Genomic DNA, 22,942 nt, shown 5'->3' with positions numbered 1-22,942 from the left:
TTCGTAATATTGAAATTATTTACAAGGGAAATCGATTTTTCTTACATTATAACATGATGGATCGCCAAATATAATTAAATTAAATACAAGTAGGAGGTATAAAGGATGAAGACAGCCCATTTGGAAATACCGAAACTAATGGAGCAATTTCATGAACAGGGGTATTTGGTTATACCAGATATTTTGTCGCAGGAAGAGGTAAGCCGGCTGAATGCCGCGATCGACGAAATTGTCTCGATTGAACCGGAAGCGCTTTCGCATAATATTTATAACAGCGTAGAACGCCATGCCGAGATTGCTGCATTAATCGATCAGCCTGCCATTCTTCCGTTAATCGTTAATTTGCTTGGCCACAACATTCAGCTTCACATCTCCCACCTTACGATCAGGCAACCGAATCCAAGCGAAACCCAAACGGACACGCACAGCTTTATCGATTGGCATCAAGACGGTCCGCATCCGCAGTTTCCTGTCATTAACGGCTTGACGGCAACCTATTATATTAAGGTTTGTTATATTTTGAGCGATATGTCGGAGCCGGATCGCGGCAATACGAAAGTGATTCCGGGCAGTCACAAGCAGCCGTACAATCCGAATCACAAGGATGTGCGCCAGCAGCTTGACGGAGAGGTACAAGTGTGCGGAAAACCAGGTGACGTCTTCGTGTTCGCCCAAAACTTGTGGCATGCTGGCTCGCCGAATCGCTCCACATTCACAAGAAGGCAGCTGTTCCTGGGCTACAGCCCGATCTGGATGCGTCCTATTGACTATCACTCGGCGTCTGTGAGTCTGCTGAAGGACGCCGATCCGATACGCCGCCAGCTGCTTGGACAGATCAGCGACAACAAATTCAATTATTACGTCCCAGAGGAATCGATGGTGCCTCTCAAATCCATGCTGATCAAATGAAGAATGTCAGGGTTTGTTATGTTGATACCACGGTGCCCTGACGATAGTTCAAACGCACCAGGAAGCAGCTTCAAAGTCCATTAAATATAGGGCAGGATAGATTGAGATCATGTGCGGTGAACCGTAATTACAAATCATGGCAAGTTTTTTTCGATTGACGGCAATAAGAATACGTGATACCTTGAAGGCAGGATAATAAAGGCAATGCAACCTTCGGGTTCAACCTCGCTGAAAAGTGGGTTGGACCCTTTTTGCATTCCAAAACTAAGGGAGGGTTCGTAATGTTGAGAACGGAATTGCTGTTACAGCGGCTGGGCGAGATCGGCAAGTCGCTCGAACGCAAGGGGGGAGCTCTTTTATTATTAGGCGTTGGTTCCGTTGGGGTCGAGACAGGACGGTTGGATGAATATTCGGATTTAGATTTCTTTGTCATTGTAGAGCCAAGGGAGAAAAACCGATATATAGACCGATTGGATTGGCTCGAGGACGTACACCCTCTTGCCTATGCGTTTAAGAATTCGGATGTTGGCTACAAAGTATTGTTCGAGGATGGTATTTTCGGGGAATATGCTGTATTCGAGGAGTGGGAGCTGGCGAATGCGACCTATACGGAAGGCAGAGTCATATGGAAGAACCCCCTGTATTCCAATACGGCCATCGCCAAACCTTCCAACCCGGTCCCCAACCTAAAAGTGGATTCCTTGGACTTTCCTTTGAATGAAGCGTTAACCAATCTATACGTGGGGCTCGGTCGCTATGCAAGGGGAGAGCGTCTCTCCGCGACAAGGTTTGTTCAAGGTTACGCAGTGGATCGGATTCTATCCGTGCTCCATCTGCTGGAGCAAGAGGTGGACTACTTTCCCGATCCGTTCGGCAATGAGAGGCGGCTAGAGAGGAGATACCCGCGTTTTGCTGGAATCATAGGAGATATGATACAGGGATACGATCATGTTCCAGAATCGGCACTTCGTATTTTAAATTTCATAGAAGAGGTGTATCCAGTCAATCGAAAGTTAAGCGATGAGATACGGCGATTGGCTAACCTGACTTGCCGATAGAATTCTGTCGAGGGACAAGAATTGGGGCAATTGCCGTAAGGGACAAATCGCTGACCAATTCTTTGAAGGTACACTAGAAAAATGACCCTATTGCTTTGTGCAATCAGGGTCATTTTTACAAGATTAATGAGTGGCGAACCGAACCTCCATTATGCTGCGCTCCTGACGGACATATCCAGATTTATATTGATCATGCCGGCATCCCAACATGCGTTTGTTTTGGTCGAATGTGCGTTTATGACCGTCTGGCGAACGAGCTTATAGACGCTGCTGCAATACCTATTTAGTAATGTGGATCCCCTGAGCGGGCAATCGTTTAGGGGGGGCAATAGGATTTAAAGGACTTTAAGCGCTATCTAAAATTTTTGGCAAAGCAGCACACTACAGGGCCCCGCCATGTCCCAAGCCCATTCGCAAACTGTGTTGGAAAAGACCAGAAATAAAAGGATCGACCTCTACTCCCTCTGGGCTGCCTCCCCTACAATAAGAGACAAGACAGAGAAAAGTAGGTGGAGATCGTGAGCAAACGCAGCGGAAGAGAAGGCACTCTCCTGTACGCCGGCGGACGGCGTTGGAAGCTGATTAGAGGCAACTTGGATATGTATTTGCTGCTTATACCGGGCCTTGTGTTCTTGTTATTGTTCAAATACACGCCGATGTACGGCATCGTTATCGCCTTCCAGGATTTCAACATCTTCGGCGGCATATCCGGCAGCGAGTGGGTAGGGATGGCGCAGTTCGAGAGGTTGCTGCAATCGGATGAATTTCTGCAAGTATTAGTAAATACGCTGCTCATCAGCTTGTACAAAATAACGATTTTATTCCCGATTCCGATCGTCATCGCGCTTATGCTAAATGAAGTGAGGCGCATGTTCTTCAAGCGGACGATCCAGACGATCATTTATTTGCCGCATTTCCTTTCCTGGGTCATTATCTCGGGGTTGTTCCTTAACATTCTGTCACCTACCGGCGGTATCGTGAACGAAATCATCCGTTCGTTCGGCGGAGAGCCGATCTCGTTTTTTACCGACAACAGCCTGTTCCGCAGCTTGGTTGTCTTCACGGCCGGGTGGAAGGAAATCGGCTGGAACGCTATCGTGTTTATCGCCGCGATTGCGGGTATCGAGCAGGAGCAATACGAAGCCGCAGCCATCGACGGGGCGGGGCGGATCAGACAGATGTGGTCGATCTCGCTTCCGGGCATGCTTCCTACCATCGTGTTGATGTTCATCCTGCGGATCGGCAGCCTGCTGGAGGCGGGGACGGAACAAATTTTGACCATGTATAATCCGCTCGTGTACGAGACCGGGGACGTCATCGGCACCTATGTATACCGGATGGGACTCGGCCAGCAGGATTACAGCTTCAGTACGGCGGTTGGCCTATTCAACTCAGCGGTCGGATTCCTGCTTATCGTCATCGGCAACATGCTCAGCCGCAAATTTCTGAATCGCAGCATCTGGTAAAGGAGGAACGACCATGTATAGGAAAACTGTCAAAGATTTCATGCTAGATGGCTCTATCTACGTTCTGCTCATCGCAATGGGGCTTATTACACTGCTTCCGTTTGTAAACGTATTTTCCAAGTCGATCAGTGAAGAGTGGGCCATCTTGTCGGGCCAAGTCGGAATTTTCCCGGTCGGCTTTCAGCTCGAAACGATGAAATTCGTCGTCACGAACAGCCAGTTTCTAAACTCGCTCTGGATATCGGTGCTGATTACAGTCATCGGTACTCTCGCATCGCTGCTCATTACGGCGCTGACCGCTTATCCGCTCTCGAAGCGCGAACTGCCGGGGATGGGCATCATCATCATTTTGTTCATCTTCACGATGATGTTTAACGGGGGCATCATCCCCAACTATCTGCTCATCCGCGAGTTGGGCCTCATTAACCATCTAGGCTCACTCATTTTGCCGGCGCTCATCAGCGTGTTCAACATGCTGGTCATCAAGAGCTATTTTGAAAGCTTGCCGGCCAGCCTGGAGGAATCCGCCAAAATCGAGGGCGCGAGCAATTTAACGGTTCTGTTCCGTATTATTTTGCCGCTAAGTGGTCCCGTGCTTGCGACGATTGGTCTGTTTTACGCCGTTTATTATTGGAATGACTACTTCAACCCGATGCTGTACATCAACAGCTCGTCGCTGAAGCCGTTGCAATTGTACCTACAGGACATCGTCATGAATGCCGATACATCTTCGGCGCTTGACAAGACGGCCGACGATCTCATGAACGTGCCTGCGGAAGGCGTCCGTTCAGCAACGGTCATCGCATCCACGATTCCGATTCTGCTCGTTTATCCGTTCCTGCAGAAATATTTTATCAAAGGCGTGCTCATCGGTTCCGTAAAAGGTTGATGGAGGCATGTAAAGCAGCTTTCCAAAGGCATTAACTTTTCCAGCAATGGAGATGAACGTCAGGGCATGACTTCAGGTACCGGAGAATCGCCCCTTCATCGGGACGTTGCGGGAAAATTAATGATATAGATTATATTAATTGCAGGAGGGTCTCATTATGAAAAAAGCATTCAAATGGATGTCTGTCATGGCCATGTCTGCGCTTCTGGTAATGACTATGGCTGCTTGTTCCGGCAACGGAACGAGCACAGGCAACGGAACGAACACGGACAACGAAGCGACGGCCAAACCGGATGCGGAAAAGCCAGCCTTAAAGCGACTGAACGTATGGCAGAACGAAGAATACAATGCATACCCGGTAGCCAAGCTGCTCGAAGAAAAAACGGGCTACAAAGTGCAATACGATATGCTGCCTCAAGACAAGTGGGCGGAGAAGCTGAACCTAATCATGTCCTCCGGCGAAGCGTATGACATCGTCACTTCCTATAACGACATGGCTTTATATTCGGATTATGCGCAAAAGGGTGCGCTTGTCGACCTGACGCCGCTTATCGACGAATTTGGCCCAAATATTAAGGCGGCTATAAAGCCCGAATCGATGGAAGCGCTTAAGGTAAATGGCAAGCTATACGCAATCCCGGTAACCGTTACGTATGATATCAACAGCTCCATACTCATCCGTACGGACTGGCTCGATAAGCTGGGTCTGTCCATGCCGACGACGACCGAAGAGCTGACAAACGTTCTCACGCAATTCAAGGAGAAGGACCCAGGCGGCAACGGCGACCGCAACGTACCACTTACGATCAAGGGTGACCAATCGATGATTGACAACCTCGTAGGCGCGTTCGGCATCGCCAATGCTTGGAACGACGTAGACGGCAAGCTTGTGCCGCGTGTCATGGCCCCGGCATTTAAGGACTATGTCGCTTACGTAGGCAACTTGTACGAGAAAGGATTGATCGACCGAGAATTCGTAGCCAACAAAGACGCTACAGCGAAGGAGAAATTCGCAAGCGGCGTAGCTGGCGCCATCGTTGTTCACTGGGCGGACATTCCGGCCATCTCGGATTCCCTTGCGAAGACCAAGCCGGAGGCCAAATTCGCTTTCGTGCCGGCGCTCAAGGGGCCTAACGGAGAAGCCGGCTTCGCGGCAAACGCCGGATTTGACCGTCTGACGTTCATCCCGAAAGCATCAAAGCATCCGGAAGATGCGATCAAATGGATCAATGCAAGCCTGGAGCCGGAAACGTTCAAAAATATGGCGATCGGCGTGGAAGGCACACATTATAAAGTAGTAGACGGAGCATACGAGCCTATCCAGCCGATCTTCACCGACGAGCGCAACTTGGCGAATAACTACATGGCGGGAACGGATGAAGAAAACTATCCGCAATATTGGCAAGCGCGCGTTCGCAAAAACCCGGTAATGTTTGATGCGTTTAACTTCCTGAACAACGAGCAGCCAGCCGAGGTGAAAATCAAAAACGTTCTGGGTCTTGCTCCGTACATGCAGCAATATTCGAAGACGAATCAGCAATTGAGCACCATGGTTGGCGACTACACGGTCAAACTGATCGCCGGCGCGGAGTCCATCGATAGCCTTGCCGACTTTCAATCCAAGTTTATGTCAGCGGGCGGGGAAGCGGCTTCAAAGGAAATTAACGATTGGTACGCAACGACTAAATAAAAAACAGGATAAGCGGTGGTTATCCTTTGTTGCTCACACCGCTACTTCGATCTAAGGGAGAGATCATCATGAAACATGCAGTGTATTCGTTCGAACGTCAAGTGAAAACCCATGCCAAGGCCGACGTTGTCGTCATCGGAGGCGGACCTGCGGGTACGGCCGCTGCCATTGGCGCGGCCAGACGCGGCAAACAGGTGATCTTGCTGGAGAAGTCCGCTCAACTCGGCGGGATGGGGACGCTTGCCAACGTAAGCGTGTTTATGCCTGTCGGCAATGTGACCGGCATCTACCGCGAGATCATCAAGGAGATGCTGGCCGACTATCTGCCCGCAGGCCATGACGAATCGGTCGCGCCGCAATATTCGCCATTTTTGCTTCGCCAATACTTGAATGACAAAATGAAAAAGGAAGGGGTATCAGTCTACTTCCATTGTGAATTCGTGGGCACGATCCGCAGCGGCAGCGGGATCGGTTCGGTTATCGTCTCGACGCGCGAAGGCCTAAGGGCGATAGAAGGCGATGTCATCATCGATTGCACGGGCGATGCGCGAGTAGCCATCGATGCGGGTGTACCTTACCGCACGGGCCGCGAGTCTGATGGACTCACGCAGCCGATGACACTTATGTTTACGATGCAGGATACGGGAAAGCCAGTAGAGAAGATACTTCCGGAAGGCTGTTATTATTACGAGGAGGTATCCGATCTGCCGCAGGGGCGCAGGTTATATTGGAAGCAGCGCGAAGACGGCGTTTTGCTCATTAATATGTCGCGCGTCAAGGCGAACGGAGCCGATATGGAGCAAGTTAATTACGCGGAGACCGAAGCGCTTAAGCAGGTGTTCTCGATCGCGCATTATTTGCAGAGAACGGGCTTCGAGACATACGCCATCGCACACATCGCACCGCAGACAGGTGTTAGGGAGACCAATCAAATTGAAGGGCTGTACACGTTGACAGAACAAGATGTTGTAAGCGGTACGCGTTTCCCGGACGTGGTCGCCCAAACAAATTACGAGATCGATATTCATAGCCCGGATGCGGGCAAGACAACCGACGAGCGCCGCGTAGACGGCTACGATATTCCGTATCGCACGATGGTGCCTGTTGGCGATATCGACAACCTGCTCGTTGCGGGCAGATCGATTTCCGCAACGCATGTCGCGATGTCTTCGATGCGCGTCCAAGCGACTTGTTATGCGCTGGGTCAAGCAGCAGGCATTGCGGCCGCGATCTCGCTCGAAGACGGCGTGCCCGTTCGCGAAGTAGACATTGACAAGGTGCAGGCCGAGCTTGCCAATCAAGACGCTAGACTGTTAGGCCGTTAAATTAGGAGAAGGGAGATGGCGGGCGATGTATCGATTGCTTATCGTGGATGACGAACCGGCGGTCCGAGCGGGCTTGCGCGCTTATTTCGATTGGGCCGCTTACGGAATTGAAGTGGCAGGTGAAGCGGATGATGGAGACGTGGCTCTTGAGATGATCGCCCGCGATCAGCCCGACCTTATACTAACGGACGTCCGAATGCCGAACATGGACGGTATTACGATGTCGCAGTGTATCTCGTCCGAATATCCGGCCATGAAGATCATATTCGTGAGCGGGCACGACGACGCCGATTATCTTAAATCAGCGATGAAGGTCAGCGCGGTCGACTATATATTTAAGCCGGTTAATTTGCAGGAGCTGAGTACGGTCATCAAGCGCGTCGTTGCCGATCTGGACGCGGAGAGCTCCGAACGGATTTATAAGCAGGAGCTGCTCGTTAAACTAAAGGAAGGTATGCCGCTCCTGCGTGAGAAGTTCCTGCTCTCCATGATCAGAGAGGATGCGCCGAAGTCGGAATTGGCGGAGCGGGTGTCGTTTCTGGGATTGGACTTGCCCGTGAATGCTTCCTATTGGGTGATGGTCGTCTGCGTGGATGATCTTGCCGATGTGATGGCCAGCCGTTCCGAGCGCGACCGCCAGCTGCTGTGGTATTCGGTGCTGAACATCTACGAGGAGCTGCTGGATGCGCATCTGCGAGGGTATGCCTTCGAGCAACGTACCGGCGAATTTGTAGGCGTGCTGAAGGTGTCGGAGCCCGGCGGCGATTCGGTATCCGAAGCGGCGGAGGCACTGTTTGCGCTGGCCGGCGACCTTCGCTCCAATCTGGAACGCTGGCTCAAGATCGGCGTGACGATCGGCATTAGCGATATGGCAGGCGGCTTATCCGGACTGGCGCCAGCTTACAAGCAAGCTCGCGAAGCGGTCGATTACAAGTGGTACCTCGGCAAAAACCGTATCATCACTATGGACAGTCTGGAGAGCGCAGAGCCGGAGGAAGGCGCCATGCGGAAATACGATTACGAGCTCAATGAGAAGCTGATTTCCGCACTCAAGGCGGACGATGAGGACAAGATTAGCGAAGCCGTGGAGATGATTTTTACCAGCTTGTCCTACACCCGCCCGAACGGCCTGAAGTACGGCCGCAATCTGTGCATGCAGCTCGTGCTCGCGATCGGACAGCTGCTCATGGAGCTTGGCGCGGGGGACCCCGAACTGGAAGTTATGGAGGGAGAGCTGACAGAGGCGTTGTACGCGAAGGAGACGTTAAAAGATATGCGGGGGCTGATCGAATCGTATCTGGCGACTGTTGGGGAACACATTCGGGAGAAGCGGACTGGCAGGGTGGCAAACGTCATTGAGCGAGTACGCGGGTATATCGATCAGAACTACGCCAACGGCGGGCTTACCGTAGCCGATATCGGCAAGGCGGTCTATTTGTCTTCCACGTACGTCAGTCTCCTGTTTAAGCAAGAGACGGGGCAGACGGTGGGCGAATACTTGACTAAAGTGCGCGTGGATAAGGCGAAGGAGCTGCTGCGCGATCCGCAGTACAAGTTTTATGATATTTGTTACGCGATCGGATATACCGACCCCAGTTACTTCTCAAAGCTGTTCAAAAAGGTAACGGGTGTTACACCTAGCGCATACCGGGGGTCTCATGCGTAGAGCCTGGGTCGCCGTAACCGGCTTGCTTTCGCCGCTGCTCCAGCCAGCGGCGATTCGCCGTTTCTCGATCCCCCGTTCTTGGTTAATCGCGTATCTGCTGCTCATTGTGCTTCCGGCGGGCATTTTCTTGTATGGTTATTACGCGCGTTCCGCGGATATTCTGAGGAGCGAGGTCATCCGGACGATGCAGCAAGCGCTAAAGCAGGCCGGGAGCAATCTCTCCTACCGGCTGGAGCGCATCGAGGATATTAGTGACGCTGCATTCATGAACGCAAACCTGCATTCGTACTTATCCATTAATTCGGATGATCAGTCCATCGGCACACAGATCAAGGTGATTGAGGATTTGCGGTATTTGGTCGAGACCGTACAGTCTAACTCCGACGTGTTTCATGTTCGGGTGTTCGTGGACAAATCTAAGCTGTATGCAGAAGAGAGAATCAATTTCTTTACGCTGGATAGCTTGATGGTTAGACCGTGGTTTCATTCCATCATCGATGGAAACGGTGGGATCGTATGGACGGGTGTCTACGAGGAGTCGTATCTCGGCGGCTCCAATGAGACGATATTATCTGCTGCCCGAATGCTGCGGGATCCCGATAATTATGACAAAGTGTCCGGTGTGCTCATGATCGACGTCCGTCAAGACATCGTCTCCAATATTTTATCCGATCTTCAGTTCGCCCCGGGCACAGCAGTGTACCTTGTTGCTCAGGATGGCTCAATCGTTTATCATCCCGATGAGGCACTTATCGGCAAGGCGGTTGAACCTCACCTGTTGGATGCGCTGAACGAGGGGGCGGAAGGAACAAAGTCGCTTCTGCTGAACAATGAACAAAGCGACGTGCTGTATACGACGCTTGCGCCGACGGGCTGGAAGCTTGTCGCCCAGGGAACGGAATCCCAGCTGTCGCCCGCTACGCAGCGACAGACGAAGCAGTCAGAGTGGCGCTCGCTGATTGAATATGTCGCGTTGTTTCTGATCCTTCCGTTTGTCCTTCTGGCGATTATCGTGCGGGGGATGAACCGGCGAGTCAATCACGTGATCACCGTCATCCGAAAGGAAGGGAAGGAGGGCAAGGAAGCGATCGACGGTCTGCATGAGTTACCGGCGGTTAATGGTGACTTCCATATGCTGGAGCGAAGCGTCGACCATCTGATCCTAAGGGTGCGTACGCTCGTCGAAGAAAACTACAGAGCTGAGATTCGCGAACGGGAAGCCCAGCTGTCAGCGTTGCAGGCGCAGATCAATCCGCACTTCCTTTACAACACGCTGGATACGATCAACTGGATTGCCATCGGTAAGGGTGCGACTGACATCAGTATGATGATTGACAGTCTCGCGAAGTATTTCCGTCTCAGTCTCAATAAAGGAAATACCATCGTAAGCGTTACGGACGAGCTGAGGCTGGCAGAGGTGTATCTCGAAATTCAGCAGAGCCGATTTTTCGGCTCGTTCGATTTCAAGGTGGCTGCGGGGGATGAGTTGAAGGCATATCGCATGCCTAAGCTTATCTTGCAGCCGATCGTCGAGAACGCGTTGCTGCATGGCATACGCAAGGCGAAGGACCGGAAAGGGCTTATCGATATTACGGTGGAGTTGGATCAAAGCGATCTCGTTTTCGTGATTTCGGACAACGGCATTGGCATGGACGAGGAGATGTCCCGCAGTCTGCTGACGGAGGAGCGAGTCAGCCCTGGTGATCACACGGGCAACGGAAGCTCCTACGGCTTGTTTAACGTGAACGAGCGGATCAAGCTGCACTCTGGTGAGGGGTATGGCTTGAGCGTCTCGTCGAAACTCTGTGCGGGTACCTCTGTCACCGTCCGGATGAAAGCAGAGTTTATGACCTCCCGAGATTCTGAAGAAAATAAAGCTTAGCTGCATGCGATAGGGGATCGGGGTTATCCTGGCATCGTCTACGAGCCGTAATCGCAGAAGACATTCGTTGAGTCAGCCTCATAGAAGGGTGGAGACACAGAATCGGAACCTGTTAGAAAGTCGCTATTATAGCGGCTTTTTTGTTATATCGATAAAAGTTCATGTCTCGAGGACGAGAACTTGCATCGATTGCCGCAAAGGAAAAGAACATGAGCTGACTATTGATTAGTTAAGTTTCTAGTTAAGTCTACATGCTCATTCATCCATAGCTTGCGAGCACAGCTCCTGAAGATGGCGGCTGACGATCTGCTCAATTGTCTCCGGCGTGTAGAGCTCAGGGCGGAGCAAAGCGAGTATCGTCAAGCCTTCGACAATCGCGGCCAATCTTAATGTTTCAAGTTGAATGTCTACCGAAGGGAGGAGAAGCTTCGCCTCAGCTAGGATTTCGAGGACGACTTTTGTCAGGTAGTGGAGTCCGTCCGTGAGCTCGTCTTTTTTAGCTTGTAATGCCAGACTCGTGAGGGAGCGGATGGCGAAGACCCACCAGACGCCGCCGGCCGTTCGTTTTTCTGCATCCAAAGGGAGCAGTTGTAACAGAATTTCCCTCGCAGCCTTCATCGGAATAGGGCTTATTTCGAGGCGCTCTTCTGCTCTGGCAACTCCTCTTGTCAAATAATAATCCACGATAAATAGCAACAGCTCGTCCTGTGTTGAAAAATAATGCCGCAATGCGCCGGGTGATAACCCTGCCGCAGCTGCAATGGCACGGATTGACGCGAATTCGATCCCTTTTTCTTTAATAATATTCCATGCTGATTCGGCGATCAGTTTTCTTTTTTGTTCGTGATCCACGACTTTCGGCAAGGCTAACGCCCCCTTGTTTTATTTAGCACAATGAATTAAAATAAATAACACACTGTGTTATTTAGAGTTTATTTAGTTATATCGCGTCACAATTAACACGTCAATAGTACTGGACTTTGTTGTGATTGACGGGAGGGAAGCAATGCTAGAGCAAATCGATGGATTTTTTCGTATTCGTACCACCTGTTATCATTGCAGAAGAGAGTTTTATGTCATTGAGGGGACTCAAGCTTACGACCGTGTGAAACGAAATTTCAATGGAATGCATTGCTGCGAAGATTGCAAAAACGGGATTGAGCTTGAAGCACGATTGCAGTTAGGAAGACGACTGTTGACCGGCAGAGATTAGGTTGCAGGACAGAAGGGGCCATCCCTGAAATGTATGGGCACTCGTCATACTTGCATGTTACATGCAGAATTCATACTCATATGGAAGGAGCTTAACTCCATTGGGTATTACATGCCCGGCAATGTCGAGGGACTAGAACATGGCCACATAGAAAGTCGCTAATTTAGCGGCTTTTTTGTTTTATCGGTACAAGTTCTTATCCCGAACAGCGGACGAGAACTTACGCAGCGCCAATGACAATTACCGACATGTTAAATAATATGCCGCGTTTATTATAGCGGCTCCTTGAGTGCGAAACGTCTGTAAACCGCACCGTAATGCGGTTTTTTAGAGGCTAGTCGTATTAGAAGTTATCCTGGCCGTGCACATCCGAGCACGAAGATTGTTCTTTACGCTCAATGACATTGAGGAGGGCTCTCCGAAACAATACCTTGTTTGGAAATTTCGTGCTTCTCCTATGCAGCCTGCACTTGCTGCAGCCCGAATTTGATCCGACATGGCGTTATGCACCTGTCTTTTGGATTGTTGGCTTTTGCTCAAATCAGTGTAGCAATTACGATATTCCCGCATATTCGTACGGTTACGGGATACATTGGACTTGTTAATCTTGGAATCCGTGCAATAGGCGTGATAATCGCAGGTATCTTCGTGACCGATCCCATCTCCGTTAGTCCGGATGATGCGACGTTTAGCGGCAGCATGCACTCTATCGGTGCGATGCTGGACTACACGCCGATAGCCGCATTATTGATCAGTCTTTCGTTATGTCGACTTGATGTTTGGCGTCCTATGAAGCGAGTGTTGCTGACAAGCGCGATGATTGCAATCGTCGCAATGCTGGTATTCGTTCTTCAAATTCCGCAAGACGGGCAATTCGGACCAGAGGTTTTGGCCGGTATGTTCGGACGATTCTTAATCTTGGCGGAGATTACGTGGCTGATTGTTGTAGGGATTCATGGAGTCAAGCTCGGAGCTTCTAAATAAGTGTAGGTGAGGAAACCGCAGAAGAAAAAATACATATGATCTTAAACCGGCTGCATTGAAGTTGCAGCTGGTCTACGTCATAATACTCGAATAATTCATTCGGTACGAAAATCCCCAAAGACCCTCGATACAGTGAGGGTTTTGGGGATTTTCTATTGTTCGTATTAAATCTAATGTCATGAGCAGAAAAGTGTCAATCCGTTAGACGGGCCTCTTTTTTATAAAACTCTATTAGCGAACGATAAAATTGTCTTAACTGGAAACTTTTTTTTATAGTGTGTTAATCTGTAGTGGACTCCATTTAAAAAGAGGGATGTTACTTGAAAAGAAACGTATTATATATTGAAGATAACGAGAAAATAGGCAGTTGGGTAAAGGAAGAATTGGAACACCGAGGGTTTTCGGTTCAGTGGCTGCTAACTGGTGAAGGAGCCGAAAAAGAAGTCAATCAGCAAGACATTGTTATTTTGGATATCATGTTACCCGGTTTAGACGGATTTACTGTGGGAAGACGATTAAAGAAGACAGCTCCTGCTATTCCTATTTTGCTGTTAACTGCTCGAACATCGATAGATGATAAAGTAGATGGTTTGCAATTTGCTGATGACTACGTAACGAAACCATTCCATACGGATGAATTAGTTGCAAGAATAGAAGTATTAATCCGTCGTAGTGGTGGATCAACATCCGATCGAATTTCATTAGGAAATCAGATTGAAGTAGATCCGGAAGGTCAAATGATATTTGACAAACACACAGGAGAAGAAATTATTTTAACAGGGAAACAGCATCAAATCTTAATGTACTTCATACGCCACCCTAATCAAGTTTTAACAAAAGAACAAATTTATGAGGCTATCTGGGATGAAGCTTATATAACAGGCGATAAAACACTGATGGTGCATATCCACCGGCTGCGTCAAAAGCTGGAACGTCATCCCGATTCCCCCGAGATTATTGAAACGTTGAAGGGTATAGGCTATCGGGTGAAACTATGAAGCAAAACAGATCATTATTTCGTCGTTTTCTAAAAGTACATTTTCTATTTATCTTTTTTCCTCCCATTATGATTATTTTCATCAGTGCGTTTTTTGGGGTTTCAGATATCCATGATAAAAATGTAAATACGTTAAATCTGTTTTACGTTACCGTACTAGTGTTTGGTTTTATTATTGTCGCATTTGTGATCTTATCTTGGCGCTTCTTCTTGAAACTTCAAAGACGTCTTGCCCGCTTGCAAGAAGTCATGTCATTTTCAGCTAAAAACAACTCGTTTCCTAAAACCATATCTGTTCAAAATGATCGTATGGATGAGATAGACCAGTTAGGAAGTTCTTTTAATTGGATGATTCAGCAGCTTGAAGACAGTCGCAAACGAGAATATGAAGAGGAGTTATTACGACATCGACTCATTGCGAATTTATCTCACGACTTACGAACACCGCTTACCATTTTGAGAGGACATGTCACCCGTTTAAATAAAGAACCCATAAGTCAAGAAGGACAAAACTCGTTAACGGAGATCAACCATACGATTACAAGAGTCGGAGATCTAATGAATGATTTACTGTCCTATACATTGCTTACCTCGGGAAAACATCCTTTCGTGCCCGTTTCAACAGATATTGGACGTCTAGTAAGAGCATCTGTTGCTGCGTGGTACCCTGTATTTGAAGACAAAGAAATTCAGCTTGATGTTGATTTACCGGGAGAGGAGACTTTTTATTGGGAAGCAGATCCTAATTGGATGACACGGGTTTTGGATAATTTATTTCAGAATATTCTTCGCCATGCAGCAGAAGGGAAATATGCAAACATTGTGGTTGATGTAGAAAAAGAACAGATCATTATTGCAGACAGAGGTCCAGGTTTGGATAACTCTTCCCATGAGCATGGGGCAGGGATTGGTTTATCGACTTCAAATTATATGTTGAAAAAAATGAAGCTGAAAGCTGACTTTACCTCAAATGAAAATGGCACAAGAGTAGTTATTGGTAGAGCGTAACCCAATGGTAACCCGGAAGTAAACACCATGATAACCGTGATGTAACTTTGCTACTTTATAATGAGAGCCATAACAGAAAGGGAGTGTTATGGTTGCTTGAAATTAATAACTTAGTCAAACATCGCGGATCTCAAGAAATCTTATCGGGTATCAGTTTTAAAGCGAGACCTGGCAGAGTGACTGGTTTTTTAGGTCCAAATGGGGCAGGTAAAAGCTCAACGATTCGCATCCTGCTTGGATTAGATCGCGCCACATCAGGGAGTGCACTCATAAATGGCAAGCCATTCTCAGAGTTAGATAATCCCTTAGTAACAATAGGTGCTGCACTTGATGGATCTGGGGCCCATCGTATGCGAACAGGGCGGGCACACTTGCGCTGGATTGCTCGTGCCGCAGGATTGTCTAACTCACGTGTCGAGGAAGTTTTGGAAATCGTAGGTCTTGCTAATGCAGCTGACAAAAGAGTGGGAAAATATTCGCTTGGTATGGGGAGAAGACTTGGAATGGCCGCTGCGCTGCTGGGTGATCCCGCGATATTGGTTCTAGATGAACCCGTAAATGGGCTCGACCCGGAAGGAATTCGTTGGATCCGGACATTTTTACGTAAACGGGCTGAGTCTGGCAACACGGTGTTACTATCCAGTCATCTAATAGGAGAGCTTGCAGAGACAGTCGATGATGTGGTTATTATTAAGCAAGGAACAATCGTTGCAGATGGAACGTTGGACGAAGTAATAGGTAACCATTCCACGCTGGAGAAAGCTTTTTTTGCCCGGACATCTGATCATGCTGGTGGTGTTGTATGAGAGCATTCAACGCGGAACTATCTAAATTGTTCTCCCTGCCGGGCATTTGGCTTGCCTTTCTTGTTGGAGCATTTTCTCCTGCGGTCATAGCCGCCTTAGACAGTATAGCTCAAAAAGAGGAGATTATAGCTGGAGTTAGCACACGGCTTTTGGAAGTTGGCTATATTGGATTAGCCCTTGGTGTACAAGGTGTCATCATCCTTGGTGTGCTTGCTGTCAGCAGCGAGTATTTGACAGAGAGCAGTGAATCTGGCGGAGGACAACAGATTACAACAAGTTTAACGGTTGTTTCATCAAGGCTTCAATTTTTGCTGGCAAAAGCAGGCGCTGTGACAGTAATCAGTATACTGCTTTGTATTGTTGCTATCATGACAACTGTGTCAGCCACGCATCTTGTTCTTGGTGAGTATTCCCCAGCATTTGAATGGTCGAAGCTGCTCGGTGCAGTTTGTTACTGGACATTCACTGCTCTATTAGCATTCGGGATTACTGTACTAACTAAGAATGGCACGATTCCGCTTGCTGTGCTCATCATAAATACATCCGTTGTTTCATTTAGTTTCCTGCTTTCTAAAGTTACAAAGTTAGCGTTATACCTACCGGATCGGGCTGGCCTTGAAATGTTTATGTTTCTAAGCGACAGATTTCTCACCCCGTTCATAGGCGGCATAGTCATGTCTGCCTGGGTAGTCGTTCTTTTCATTGCTGCAGCTATCGTATTCCATAGGAGGGACGTTGCTGCATGAGTGTCCCTTCTATTAGAAAGTTTACACAAATCCTTCGTGCTGAACTGGATAAATTAGCTACATTACCATTGATATGGCTCACTCTTATGGGTACATTCATTCTTAATTTAGGATTAGCCGCAGCTTTTACTTCTATAGGTTTACAAGGAGCAATAGGGACGCAAAAAATACTGAATATAGGGTTTGCTTCGATGGGTTATCTTCAAGCAGGATTCATTATTCTTGGGATCCTAGCTACTTGTTCAGAGTATATCGGTGGACAGATTCGAACTACGTTAGCTGCGATACCTTGTCGTGGGATTCAATTATCCATGAAGCATTTGGCATTGACAATCATAACGGTTCCCGCGGCCTTTATTATCGCTGCATCCGGTGTACTATATACTTATATGATGATGAAAGACACAGCAGCAGCGATTGATATAGATACCATGGTAGAAGCATTAGCAGGTGCAACAGGCTATCTGACACTAACCTCACTTCTCAGTGCAGCTATAGGTGCTTTATTAAGACGAACCACCCCTGCTTTAGTGGTGCTGCTTGGTTATTATTTCGTTGTCAGTCCATTATCGAGAGATCTTCTGCCTAGTTTTAAAATGTATTTTCCGGATACGGCAGGATATTATATGTATATGCCGCCTTCCTCTGATGAAATAAATGTCCTTTCACCAATGCAAGGGACAGGGATTTCATTGATATGGACACTGATTTTTATTACGGCAGCTATTGTATTTTACCGTAAACGAGATGCCTGAGTTTAAGTTTCATCCATTCAAAAATATAACGCTAGTGATTTTTTAAAAAATTTCTGAAAAAGTACGATGGTCTATATGATAGATGTGACGGAGTACAAAAACAAAGTCTCATTGAGAGTCTCATTGAAAGTTGTAGATGGACAAGAACCTAGACCCATAGAAAGTCGCTAATTTAGCGGCTTTTTTGTTTTATCGGGACAAGTTCTTGTTAGAACACGATGACAAGAACTTGATAACATCCCGATATGATTTGATCGACGGCGACACGCCCTTATATTGAACTAACGGGCAGATTAGATTAGCAATCTGTAAGAAACAATCCGCACTGAAATGTACTATATTATAGTTTATGTAGCCCCCTAAAGTCTAAAGAATAAACGACAACCGCAAACAAAGGAGTGAAGTTATGAAATTATTGCTCACATCTGCCGGCATTAATAACAAAAGCATACACAATGCGCTAGTTGACATGCTGGGCAAGCCGATCGCCGACTGCAATGCCCTGTGTATTCCCACCGCGATGTACGGACACCCCTGGGTAGGCCCCGGCGTCAAAGCCTGGCAATTCATCAGCGGGAATACCGAGAATCCCATGGTCGACCTAGGCTGGAAGTCCGTCGGCGTGCTGGAGCTCACAGCGCTGCCAAGCATCGACAAAGACCGCTGGGTGCCGCTAGTAAGGGAGACGGACGTCCTGCTGGTTTCGGGCGGCGACGCCCTCTACCTGTGCCACTGGATGCGGCAGTCCGGACTTGCAGACCTCTTACCGTCTCTGCAGGCAGTTTATGTGGGACTGAGTGCCGGGAGTATGGTGATGGCACCTAACATCGGGGAATTCTTCGTTGGCTGGACTCCACCCACTGGCGGCAATGACGCGCTGAGTCTGGTTGATTTTGCAATATTTCCGCATCTGGATCACGAAATGCTGCCGAGAAACACCATGGCTGATGCAGAGAGATGGGCCGCCGGGATGCAAGGGCCAGCGTATGCGATTGATGATCAGACCGCGATCAAAGTGATCGACGGAACGGTTGAAGTTGTCTCCGAAGGGAATTGGAAACGTTTTTCGCCCCTCCTATAGGAAGAGTGGAGAAGTGCACAATGGAGAAAAGATTGCCTCATTGTCCTCTAGTATTTCTCCAAGCTACACCAGGGGAAAAACATCGCATTTAACCTTGTTTTGATAAAAGGCTAGAATAAGAATGAACAAAGGGATGATAAGCTATGCGGGCAAATGAGGAATTCAAACTGGAAGAAAGGCTGGAAGACATTACGGGAGTTACTTGTATTTACGTACCGGTAAGTGATGTTTACGAGTCTATTAAATGGTATCAAAAGAATTTAGGGTACCAACCTGCAAACAACGATCATGTTGAGCCTGGGATGGTCATGGCTGTTTTGAATATTCCCGATCGGAATGGAAACCTGCCTTCGCCTGGTTTAAGGCAAGTTGTACCCGCTCTGTTCCTTCACAAATCAGACGAAGAGGGCGGGCGATTACGCTTTTCATGGTCATTGGACAACGGCAAGCCCCACGCAATTGCATGTTTTATTACACCACGGATCGAAGAGCTATTTGAACGTTTTAAGAAAAACGGAGTGAATATTTTAGGAGAACGGGTCACAAGCGGACCAAACATAACGTTTGCTGACCCTGACGGCAACATATGGGAAGTTTGGCAGCCTTTAATCGATTAATCAGATCAATTTCGCTAACGGAAGCTGAATAAAGAAGAGGAGGCAGCCGGTCAGAGCGATCGGTTGTTTTTTTAAAATGTCGAGGGACAAGAATATGGACCATTGAAGTCGCTATTTTAGCGGCTTTTTTATTATATCGGTATAATTTTTTTGCACATACCTTGGTACAAGAACTTGTACCGATTACCGATTAGATAGATTTATTTGAATATTTTTGAACGATCGGTCGTTAAATTATTGACAATGCATTATGATAATCCTTATAATGGCATTAATTCAGATGAAGGGAGCCTGAAGGTTATCAAGAAAAGAGAGATAACATCAAGTCATATCGTCCAAGCGGCATATGAGCTGTTTGCAGAGCATGGGATAGAGAGAACGAGTTTAGGCTTGATTTCTAAAAAAGTAGGCATAACGAAATCCTCCATATACTATCATTTTGCAACAAAGGAAGAGTTGATTAGCCGAACATTTGATTATATTTTTAGGGATCATTATTTTGCTGCTTACTTTAACGCTGAATCCGTTAATAAAGACAATTTCGTAGAAACGATAATTCGGGGCGGTTTAAATATGCTGCCAAGCGATGATGAAGAGTATCGTTCAACATTAAGAGTGCTCAGTGAGTTCACGATGCTAGCCGAGCGTGATGAGCAATTTAGAGCTCCCTTATTGAAAGTTCAACAAGATTTTATCAACGGTTTCTGTGATTTATTGTCAAAAGGCAGTGATCTGGGTCTAGTTGAACCTACAAAAATCGAAGTCAGTGCTAAAATTCTTGCCCTTCTTATTGATAATTTGTCTAGATGTAAGATGATGAAGATGGATTTGGAGTATCAGATGATTTGGGAAGAAACGGTTAATAGAATTATTATTCGAGAAAATACATAGTTAACTTATAAGGAGAGATCCGGTTGAAACATATATTGATAACAGGTACATCAAGAGGTATTGGTGAATCGTTGGCTAATCAATTAATCGATAAGAACCATCACCTTATATGCATTTCTAGAACTACGAACCAACGGATTATCGATCTAGCCCAGGATAGGGACTGCAGAATTGATTATTTTAATTTTGATTTAACAAACATTGGCGAGATTGATCAACTTTTTGAGGACATCTTCCGTCAAATTGAGCTTTATTCCAACGATGAAGCGATCTATCTTATCAATAATGCTGCCATGTTGACTCCAGTGAGCCCAATTGAACGGATAGAAACGGATAAAATAATTGAGAACATCCATTTAAATCTATTAGCACCAATGATAATAACAGCTAACTATCTTAAACGTACCCAAGATATGAATGTGGACAAAAGAATTTTAAACATATCCTCAGCATCCGCAAAATATTTATTACCCTCACAAAGCTGTTACAGCACTGCAAAAGCTGGCCTTGACTCATTTACCAAAAGTATAGACATTGAGCAAAAGCTCGTGACATATCCAGCAAAAGTAGTCGCTGTATATCCAGGTATGATCGATACCCATTTACAATCGGAAATTCGATCCGTAAGTAATGATCTTTTCCCATATGTTAATGAGTTCATTCGATTTTCTGAGGAAGGGAAGCTACAAACGCCTGAATACACTGCGCACAAATTAATTGAGATTCTGCTAAGCGAAGATTTTGGTAAGAATGTTGTTATAGAAACCATGGATCAATAAAGGCGAGTGAAGAAAACCTGCGAGACAGGTCGTTTATGGGTGTGATTTGATAGAAGAAGGAGAGGCATTCCAGCGCTTCTCCTTTTCTAAGAACCCATTTGTGATTAGCAATCCGTAAGAAACAACCCAAGCTGAGTTGTCCTATAATGTAGTTAATGTAAGAGATCCCTCATGAACAAAGGAGAACTGAAAATGAGAAAACTCGTTCTATTTTTGCACGCATCGCTTGACGGTTTTGTAGAAGGGCCGAACGGTGAAATGGACATTGGCTGGGTTGCTTACGATGCTGATTTGGAGAAGCACGCGAAAGAAATTCTGAGTACTGCCGACACTGTCATCTGGGGACGTGGAACTTATCAGATGATGCACAGTTACTGGCCATCTGTGCCCTCGAACCCATCAGCTTCGCAGCATGAACTTAATCATGCCGAGTGGATCGAAAAGACAGCCAAAATCGTTTTTTCCACGACGCTTGAGAAAGTCGAATGGAACAATTCCAGACTGGTGAAAGAAGATGTCGAGGAAGAGATCAAAAACCTCAAACAGCAGCCAGGCAAGGATATGGTCATCCTCGGCAGTCCTAGGTTCGCACACTACCTTATGCAGCTTGATTTAATAGATGAGTATAAAATTACGGTTTCTCCCGTCCTGATCGGCAGCGGGTTGCCGTTATTCCAAGGTCTCAAGGAGAAGGTCAATCTTAAACTTATCGAAAACAAGACATTTGATTCTGGAGCTATAGGCCTCGTTTACCAGACGGTACGATGACTCTGTCTCCAAAAGTAGATTACGCTAACGGGACACGATATATCTCAATGAAGAAATTGAAGGTAGCCGACTCCAAAGCCGGCTACCTTTTTCGATATCTATTGCCACAGCCGTGATGAATAGGGAAAAGCCCGCTTGTTATTTAGACACCTGTCGAGGGACAAGAACATGATGACAAGAACATGGTTACATTCCCAATATCGAAATCGACAGCGGCAGACGCCCTGTTATTATAACGGGCAGGATAGTCCAATCGTTCGGTGAGTAACTTCAAGCATATACATAATGAAAGCAGGGAAGTACATGAAACACGTGGAATAGATATACAGCGGTCCATAAGTGGTATGACGGTGAAACAGATGTTCCTACGAAGGTCATGTTTGATTTCGTGTGCAAAGCTGTGGGTGGAGAGTTAGCTGAATCGACTGAAGAATCTAGCGAATGCAGGTGGGTTCCAAAGGAAAATGTTCTGGATTTGATCACTTTACCCGCAATCCGCATGCGTTATGAAGCTTATTTGAACTTTAACGGCTCTGTGAATTATGTGGAGTACGTCACTGCGACAACGTCAGAATGCAATGTCAAGCTTCAAAGGAATGTTTAGTTGTACGTGTTCTTAAATCCTTAGGAGGGTGACACTATGAATGATACATGGAACCCCGAATCGTCAGGTGTGCTGCGCCTTCCTTCAGGTCGACTCGTCCGCGGCCGAGCACTAAAACGTCCACTTCCCCAAGGGCTTCAGCCCACTTTTGCACTCTACCTGCTCGGACGACAACCAGCGCCCGTTGCTTGGGAAAGCCGCTGGATTCCTTGGCCGGACTTCTGGCTGCCAACAAACAAGGCTGCAGCCGTTGATGCGCTTCGTGAAGCATGGACTCGGGCTGAAGTTGAACGGGTTGAAATCGCCTGTGGGGGCGGGATTGGACGAACGGGTACGGCACTAGCCTGTCTCGCTGTGATTGATGGATTACCAAATCATGAAGCTGTCGACTATATTCGGCAGCAATACAGTCCACGAGCTGTTGAGACGCCTTGGCAACGCCGCTTTGTCTCTCGTTTCAAATAGGGGGGCCCTATAGGTGGAGGATAACGCCGTGAGGTAGACAATGGTTAACTGTCAGGTGACAAAAACATAGTGACATTAGAAGCCGCTGATTATGCGGCTTTATATATTTATGTAATCAAGTTCATGTTGTCAAAACACAATGAGTAATAGGAGGAAATAGATGGTAGATATTACTATAGGAATAATATTCTATTCATTTGTAGCGGTCTTTACGATTTGGTTTAGTTTCAAACAAATTAAAAATGGTCTAAAGAAAAATCAAACCAGTACTATAATAAAAGGGTCACTTCTTCTTATGGTAGTATTAGACTTCCCTGCCGTTTCATTAAGCTAATGAGCAGGA

Annotated in this window: 24 protein-coding genes; 22 read left to right on the top strand and 2 right to left on the bottom strand. The window is 47.1% G+C overall.

The features are described 5' to 3' along the window. Positions 1-105: 105 nt before the first annotated feature. From RB297_RS04690 to RB297_RS04655, 8 genes are all read left to right on the top strand, one after another. On the top strand, positions 106-909 hold the full coding sequence (locus RB297_RS04690; RefSeq protein ID WP_192571811.1) for a phytanoyl-CoA dioxygenase family protein: 804 nt from the start codon (positions 106-108) through the stop codon (positions 907-909). A 281-nt stretch (positions 910-1,190) separates the two neighbouring features. Beyond that, a complete protein-coding gene (locus RB297_RS04685) occupies positions 1,191-1,967 on the top strand; it encodes a hypothetical protein (RefSeq protein ID WP_375119885.1) in 777 nt (258 codons plus the stop codon). A gap of 518 nt (positions 1,968-2,485) precedes the next feature. Continuing rightward, positions 2,486-3,433, top strand: a complete 948-nt coding sequence (locus RB297_RS04680) for an ABC transporter permease (RefSeq protein ID WP_096773814.1) — start codon at positions 2,486-2,488, stop codon at positions 3,431-3,433. 13 nt (positions 3,434-3,446) lie between these two features. Continuing rightward, positions 3,447-4,322, top strand: coding sequence for a carbohydrate ABC transporter permease (locus RB297_RS04675; protein ID WP_015735479.1), 876 nt, complete (start codon positions 3,447-3,449; stop codon positions 4,320-4,322). 157 nt (positions 4,323-4,479) lie between these two features. Further along, complete coding sequence (locus RB297_RS04670; protein ID WP_375119884.1) at positions 4,480-6,012, top strand: extracellular solute-binding protein; 1,533 nt, start codon at positions 4,480-4,482, stop codon at positions 6,010-6,012. Positions 6,013-6,080: 68 nt separating this feature from the next. Continuing rightward, positions 6,081-7,337 (top strand): FAD-dependent oxidoreductase, encoded by a 1,257-nt coding sequence (locus RB297_RS04665; protein ID WP_375119883.1) that lies wholly within the window; start codon positions 6,081-6,083, stop codon positions 7,335-7,337. A 25-nt stretch (positions 7,338-7,362) separates the two neighbouring features. Beyond that, positions 7,363-9,003 carry a response regulator gene (locus RB297_RS04660; RefSeq protein ID WP_375119882.1) on the top strand — a complete coding sequence of 547 codons (1,641 nt, stop codon included), beginning with the start codon at positions 7,363-7,365 and terminating at the stop codon, positions 9,001-9,003. After that, complete coding sequence (locus RB297_RS04655; protein ID WP_375119881.1) at positions 8,996-10,885, top strand: sensor histidine kinase; 1,890 nt, start codon at positions 8,996-8,998, stop codon at positions 10,883-10,885. The genes RB297_RS04660 and RB297_RS04655 overlap by 8 nt, the downstream gene beginning before the upstream one ends. Before the next feature lie 255 nt (positions 10,886-11,140). Here the strand turns inward: RB297_RS04655 and RB297_RS04650 are convergent, their stop codons facing one another. After that, positions 11,141-11,749 (bottom strand): TetR family transcriptional regulator C-terminal domain-containing protein, encoded by a 609-nt coding sequence (locus tag RB297_RS04650; protein WP_375119880.1) that lies wholly within the window; start codon positions 11,747-11,749, stop codon positions 11,141-11,143. Positions 11,750-11,891: 142 nt separating this feature from the next. On the opposite strand from RB297_RS04650, the gene RB297_RS04645 reads away from it, so the two are divergent. The 12 genes from RB297_RS04645 (at position 11,892) to RB297_RS04590 (ending at position 21,530) form a co-directional block, all read left to right on the top strand. Then, on the top strand, positions 11,892-12,098 hold the full coding sequence (locus tag RB297_RS04645; protein WP_375119879.1) for a hypothetical protein: 207 nt from the start codon (positions 11,892-11,894) through the stop codon (positions 12,096-12,098). Positions 12,099-12,746: 648 nt separating this feature from the next. After that, positions 12,747-13,082 (top strand): hypothetical protein, encoded by a 336-nt coding sequence (locus RB297_RS04640; protein WP_375119878.1) that lies wholly within the window; start codon positions 12,747-12,749, stop codon positions 13,080-13,082. Positions 13,083-13,402: 320 nt separating this feature from the next. Further along, positions 13,403-14,080 carry a response regulator transcription factor gene (locus RB297_RS04635; RefSeq protein WP_375119877.1) on the top strand — a complete coding sequence of 226 codons (678 nt, stop codon included), beginning with the start codon at positions 13,403-13,405 and terminating at the stop codon, positions 14,078-14,080. Continuing rightward, on the top strand, positions 14,077-15,087 hold the full coding sequence (locus RB297_RS04630; protein WP_375119876.1) for a HAMP domain-containing sensor histidine kinase: 1,011 nt from the start codon (positions 14,077-14,079) through the stop codon (positions 15,085-15,087). The genes RB297_RS04635 and RB297_RS04630 overlap by 4 nt, the downstream gene beginning before the upstream one ends. A gap of 92 nt (positions 15,088-15,179) precedes the next feature. Beyond that, positions 15,180-15,893, top strand: a complete 714-nt coding sequence (locus RB297_RS04625; RefSeq protein WP_375119875.1) for an ABC transporter ATP-binding protein — start codon at positions 15,180-15,182, stop codon at positions 15,891-15,893. Continuing rightward, on the top strand, positions 15,890-16,639 hold the full coding sequence (locus RB297_RS04620) for an ABC transporter permease (RefSeq protein WP_192571823.1): 750 nt from the start codon (positions 15,890-15,892) through the stop codon (positions 16,637-16,639). The genes RB297_RS04625 and RB297_RS04620 overlap by 4 nt, the downstream gene beginning before the upstream one ends. Then, complete coding sequence (locus tag RB297_RS04615) at positions 16,636-17,394, top strand: ABC transporter permease (RefSeq protein WP_375119874.1); 759 nt, start codon at positions 16,636-16,638, stop codon at positions 17,392-17,394. The genes RB297_RS04620 and RB297_RS04615 overlap by 4 nt, the downstream gene beginning before the upstream one ends. A gap of 406 nt (positions 17,395-17,800) precedes the next feature. Then, on the top strand, positions 17,801-18,475 hold the full coding sequence (locus tag RB297_RS04610; protein ID WP_375119873.1) for a Type 1 glutamine amidotransferase-like domain-containing protein: 675 nt from the start codon (positions 17,801-17,803) through the stop codon (positions 18,473-18,475). 143 nt (positions 18,476-18,618) lie between these two features. Further along, the gene (locus RB297_RS04605) at positions 18,619-19,092 is read left to right on the top strand and encodes a VOC family protein (RefSeq protein ID WP_096773802.1); all 474 of its coding nucleotides are present in this window, start codon (positions 18,619-18,621) and stop codon (positions 19,090-19,092) included. Between the two features lie 204 nt (positions 19,093-19,296). Further along, positions 19,297-19,983 carry a TetR/AcrR family transcriptional regulator gene (locus RB297_RS04600; protein ID WP_192571827.1) on the top strand — a complete coding sequence of 229 codons (687 nt, stop codon included), beginning with the start codon at positions 19,297-19,299 and terminating at the stop codon, positions 19,981-19,983. A 23-nt stretch (positions 19,984-20,006) separates the two neighbouring features. Next, on the top strand, positions 20,007-20,762 hold the full coding sequence (locus tag RB297_RS04595; RefSeq protein ID WP_192571828.1) for a (S)-benzoin forming benzil reductase: 756 nt from the start codon (positions 20,007-20,009) through the stop codon (positions 20,760-20,762). A 192-nt stretch (positions 20,763-20,954) separates the two neighbouring features. Beyond that, positions 20,955-21,530 carry a dihydrofolate reductase family protein gene (locus RB297_RS04590; protein WP_192572642.1) on the top strand — a complete coding sequence of 192 codons (576 nt, stop codon included), beginning with the start codon at positions 20,955-20,957 and terminating at the stop codon, positions 21,528-21,530. A gap of 638 nt (positions 21,531-22,168) precedes the next feature. Here the strand turns inward: RB297_RS04590 and RB297_RS04585 are convergent. Next, the gene (locus tag RB297_RS04585; protein WP_375120602.1) at positions 22,169-22,474 is read right to left on the bottom strand and encodes a hypothetical protein; all 306 of its coding nucleotides are present in this window, start codon (positions 22,472-22,474) and stop codon (positions 22,169-22,171) included. Between RB297_RS04585 and RB297_RS04580 the strand changes: the two genes are divergently transcribed. Beyond that, positions 22,360-22,599 (top strand): protein-tyrosine phosphatase family protein, encoded by a 240-nt coding sequence (locus RB297_RS04580; RefSeq protein ID WP_375120560.1) that lies wholly within the window; start codon positions 22,360-22,362, stop codon positions 22,597-22,599. The genes RB297_RS04585 and RB297_RS04580 overlap by 115 nt on opposite strands. Before the next feature lie 160 nt (positions 22,600-22,759). Beyond that, positions 22,760-22,933: a hypothetical protein gene (locus tag RB297_RS04575; protein WP_375119872.1), complete on the top strand. Its 174-nt coding sequence runs from the start codon at positions 22,760-22,762 to the stop codon at positions 22,931-22,933. Positions 22,934-22,942: the final 9 nt, after the last annotated feature.

The organism is Paenibacillus sp. CR_12 (assembly GCF_041953985.1).
GTDB lineage: Bacteria > Bacillota > Bacilli > Paenibacillales > Paenibacillaceae > Paenibacillus_AQ > Paenibacillus_AQ lautus_A.
The sequence above is the reverse complement of the archived record's forward strand: the minus strand, read 5'-3'. Positions and strand labels throughout refer to the sequence as shown.

Coding starts and splice junctions, on each gene's coding strand:
- RB297_RS04590 (WP_192572642.1), top strand. CDS start 20,955: ATGAGAAAACTCGTTCTATTTTTGCACGCATCGCTTGACGGTTTTGTA.
- RB297_RS04630 (WP_375119876.1), top strand. CDS start 14,077: ATGAAGCAAAACAGATCATTATTTCGTCGTTTTCTAAAAGTACATTTT.
- RB297_RS04610 (WP_375119873.1), top strand. CDS start 17,801: ATGAAATTATTGCTCACATCTGCCGGCATTAATAACAAAAGCATACAC.
- RB297_RS04655 (WP_375119881.1), top strand. CDS start 8,996: ATGCGTAGAGCCTGGGTCGCCGTAACCGGCTTGCTTTCGCCGCTGCTC.
- RB297_RS04615 (WP_375119874.1), top strand. CDS start 16,636: ATGAGTGTCCCTTCTATTAGAAAGTTTACACAAATCCTTCGTGCTGAA.
- RB297_RS04645 (WP_375119879.1), top strand. CDS start 11,892: ATGCTAGAGCAAATCGATGGATTTTTTCGTATTCGTACCACCTGTTAT.
- RB297_RS04685 (WP_375119885.1), top strand. CDS start 1,191: ATGTTGAGAACGGAATTGCTGTTACAGCGGCTGGGCGAGATCGGCAAG.
- RB297_RS04660 (WP_375119882.1), top strand. CDS start 7,363: ATGTATCGATTGCTTATCGTGGATGACGAACCGGCGGTCCGAGCGGGC.
- RB297_RS04575 (WP_375119872.1), top strand. CDS start 22,760: ATGGTAGATATTACTATAGGAATAATATTCTATTCATTTGTAGCGGTC.
- RB297_RS04670 (WP_375119884.1), top strand. CDS start 4,480: ATGAAAAAAGCATTCAAATGGATGTCTGTCATGGCCATGTCTGCGCTT.
- RB297_RS04605 (WP_096773802.1), top strand. CDS start 18,619: ATGCGGGCAAATGAGGAATTCAAACTGGAAGAAAGGCTGGAAGACATT.
- RB297_RS04690 (WP_192571811.1), top strand. CDS start 106: ATGAAGACAGCCCATTTGGAAATACCGAAACTAATGGAGCAATTTCAT.
- RB297_RS04620 (WP_192571823.1), top strand. CDS start 15,890: ATGAGAGCATTCAACGCGGAACTATCTAAATTGTTCTCCCTGCCGGGC.
- RB297_RS04675 (WP_015735479.1), top strand. CDS start 3,447: ATGTATAGGAAAACTGTCAAAGATTTCATGCTAGATGGCTCTATCTAC.
- RB297_RS04665 (WP_375119883.1), top strand. CDS start 6,081: ATGAAACATGCAGTGTATTCGTTCGAACGTCAAGTGAAAACCCATGCC.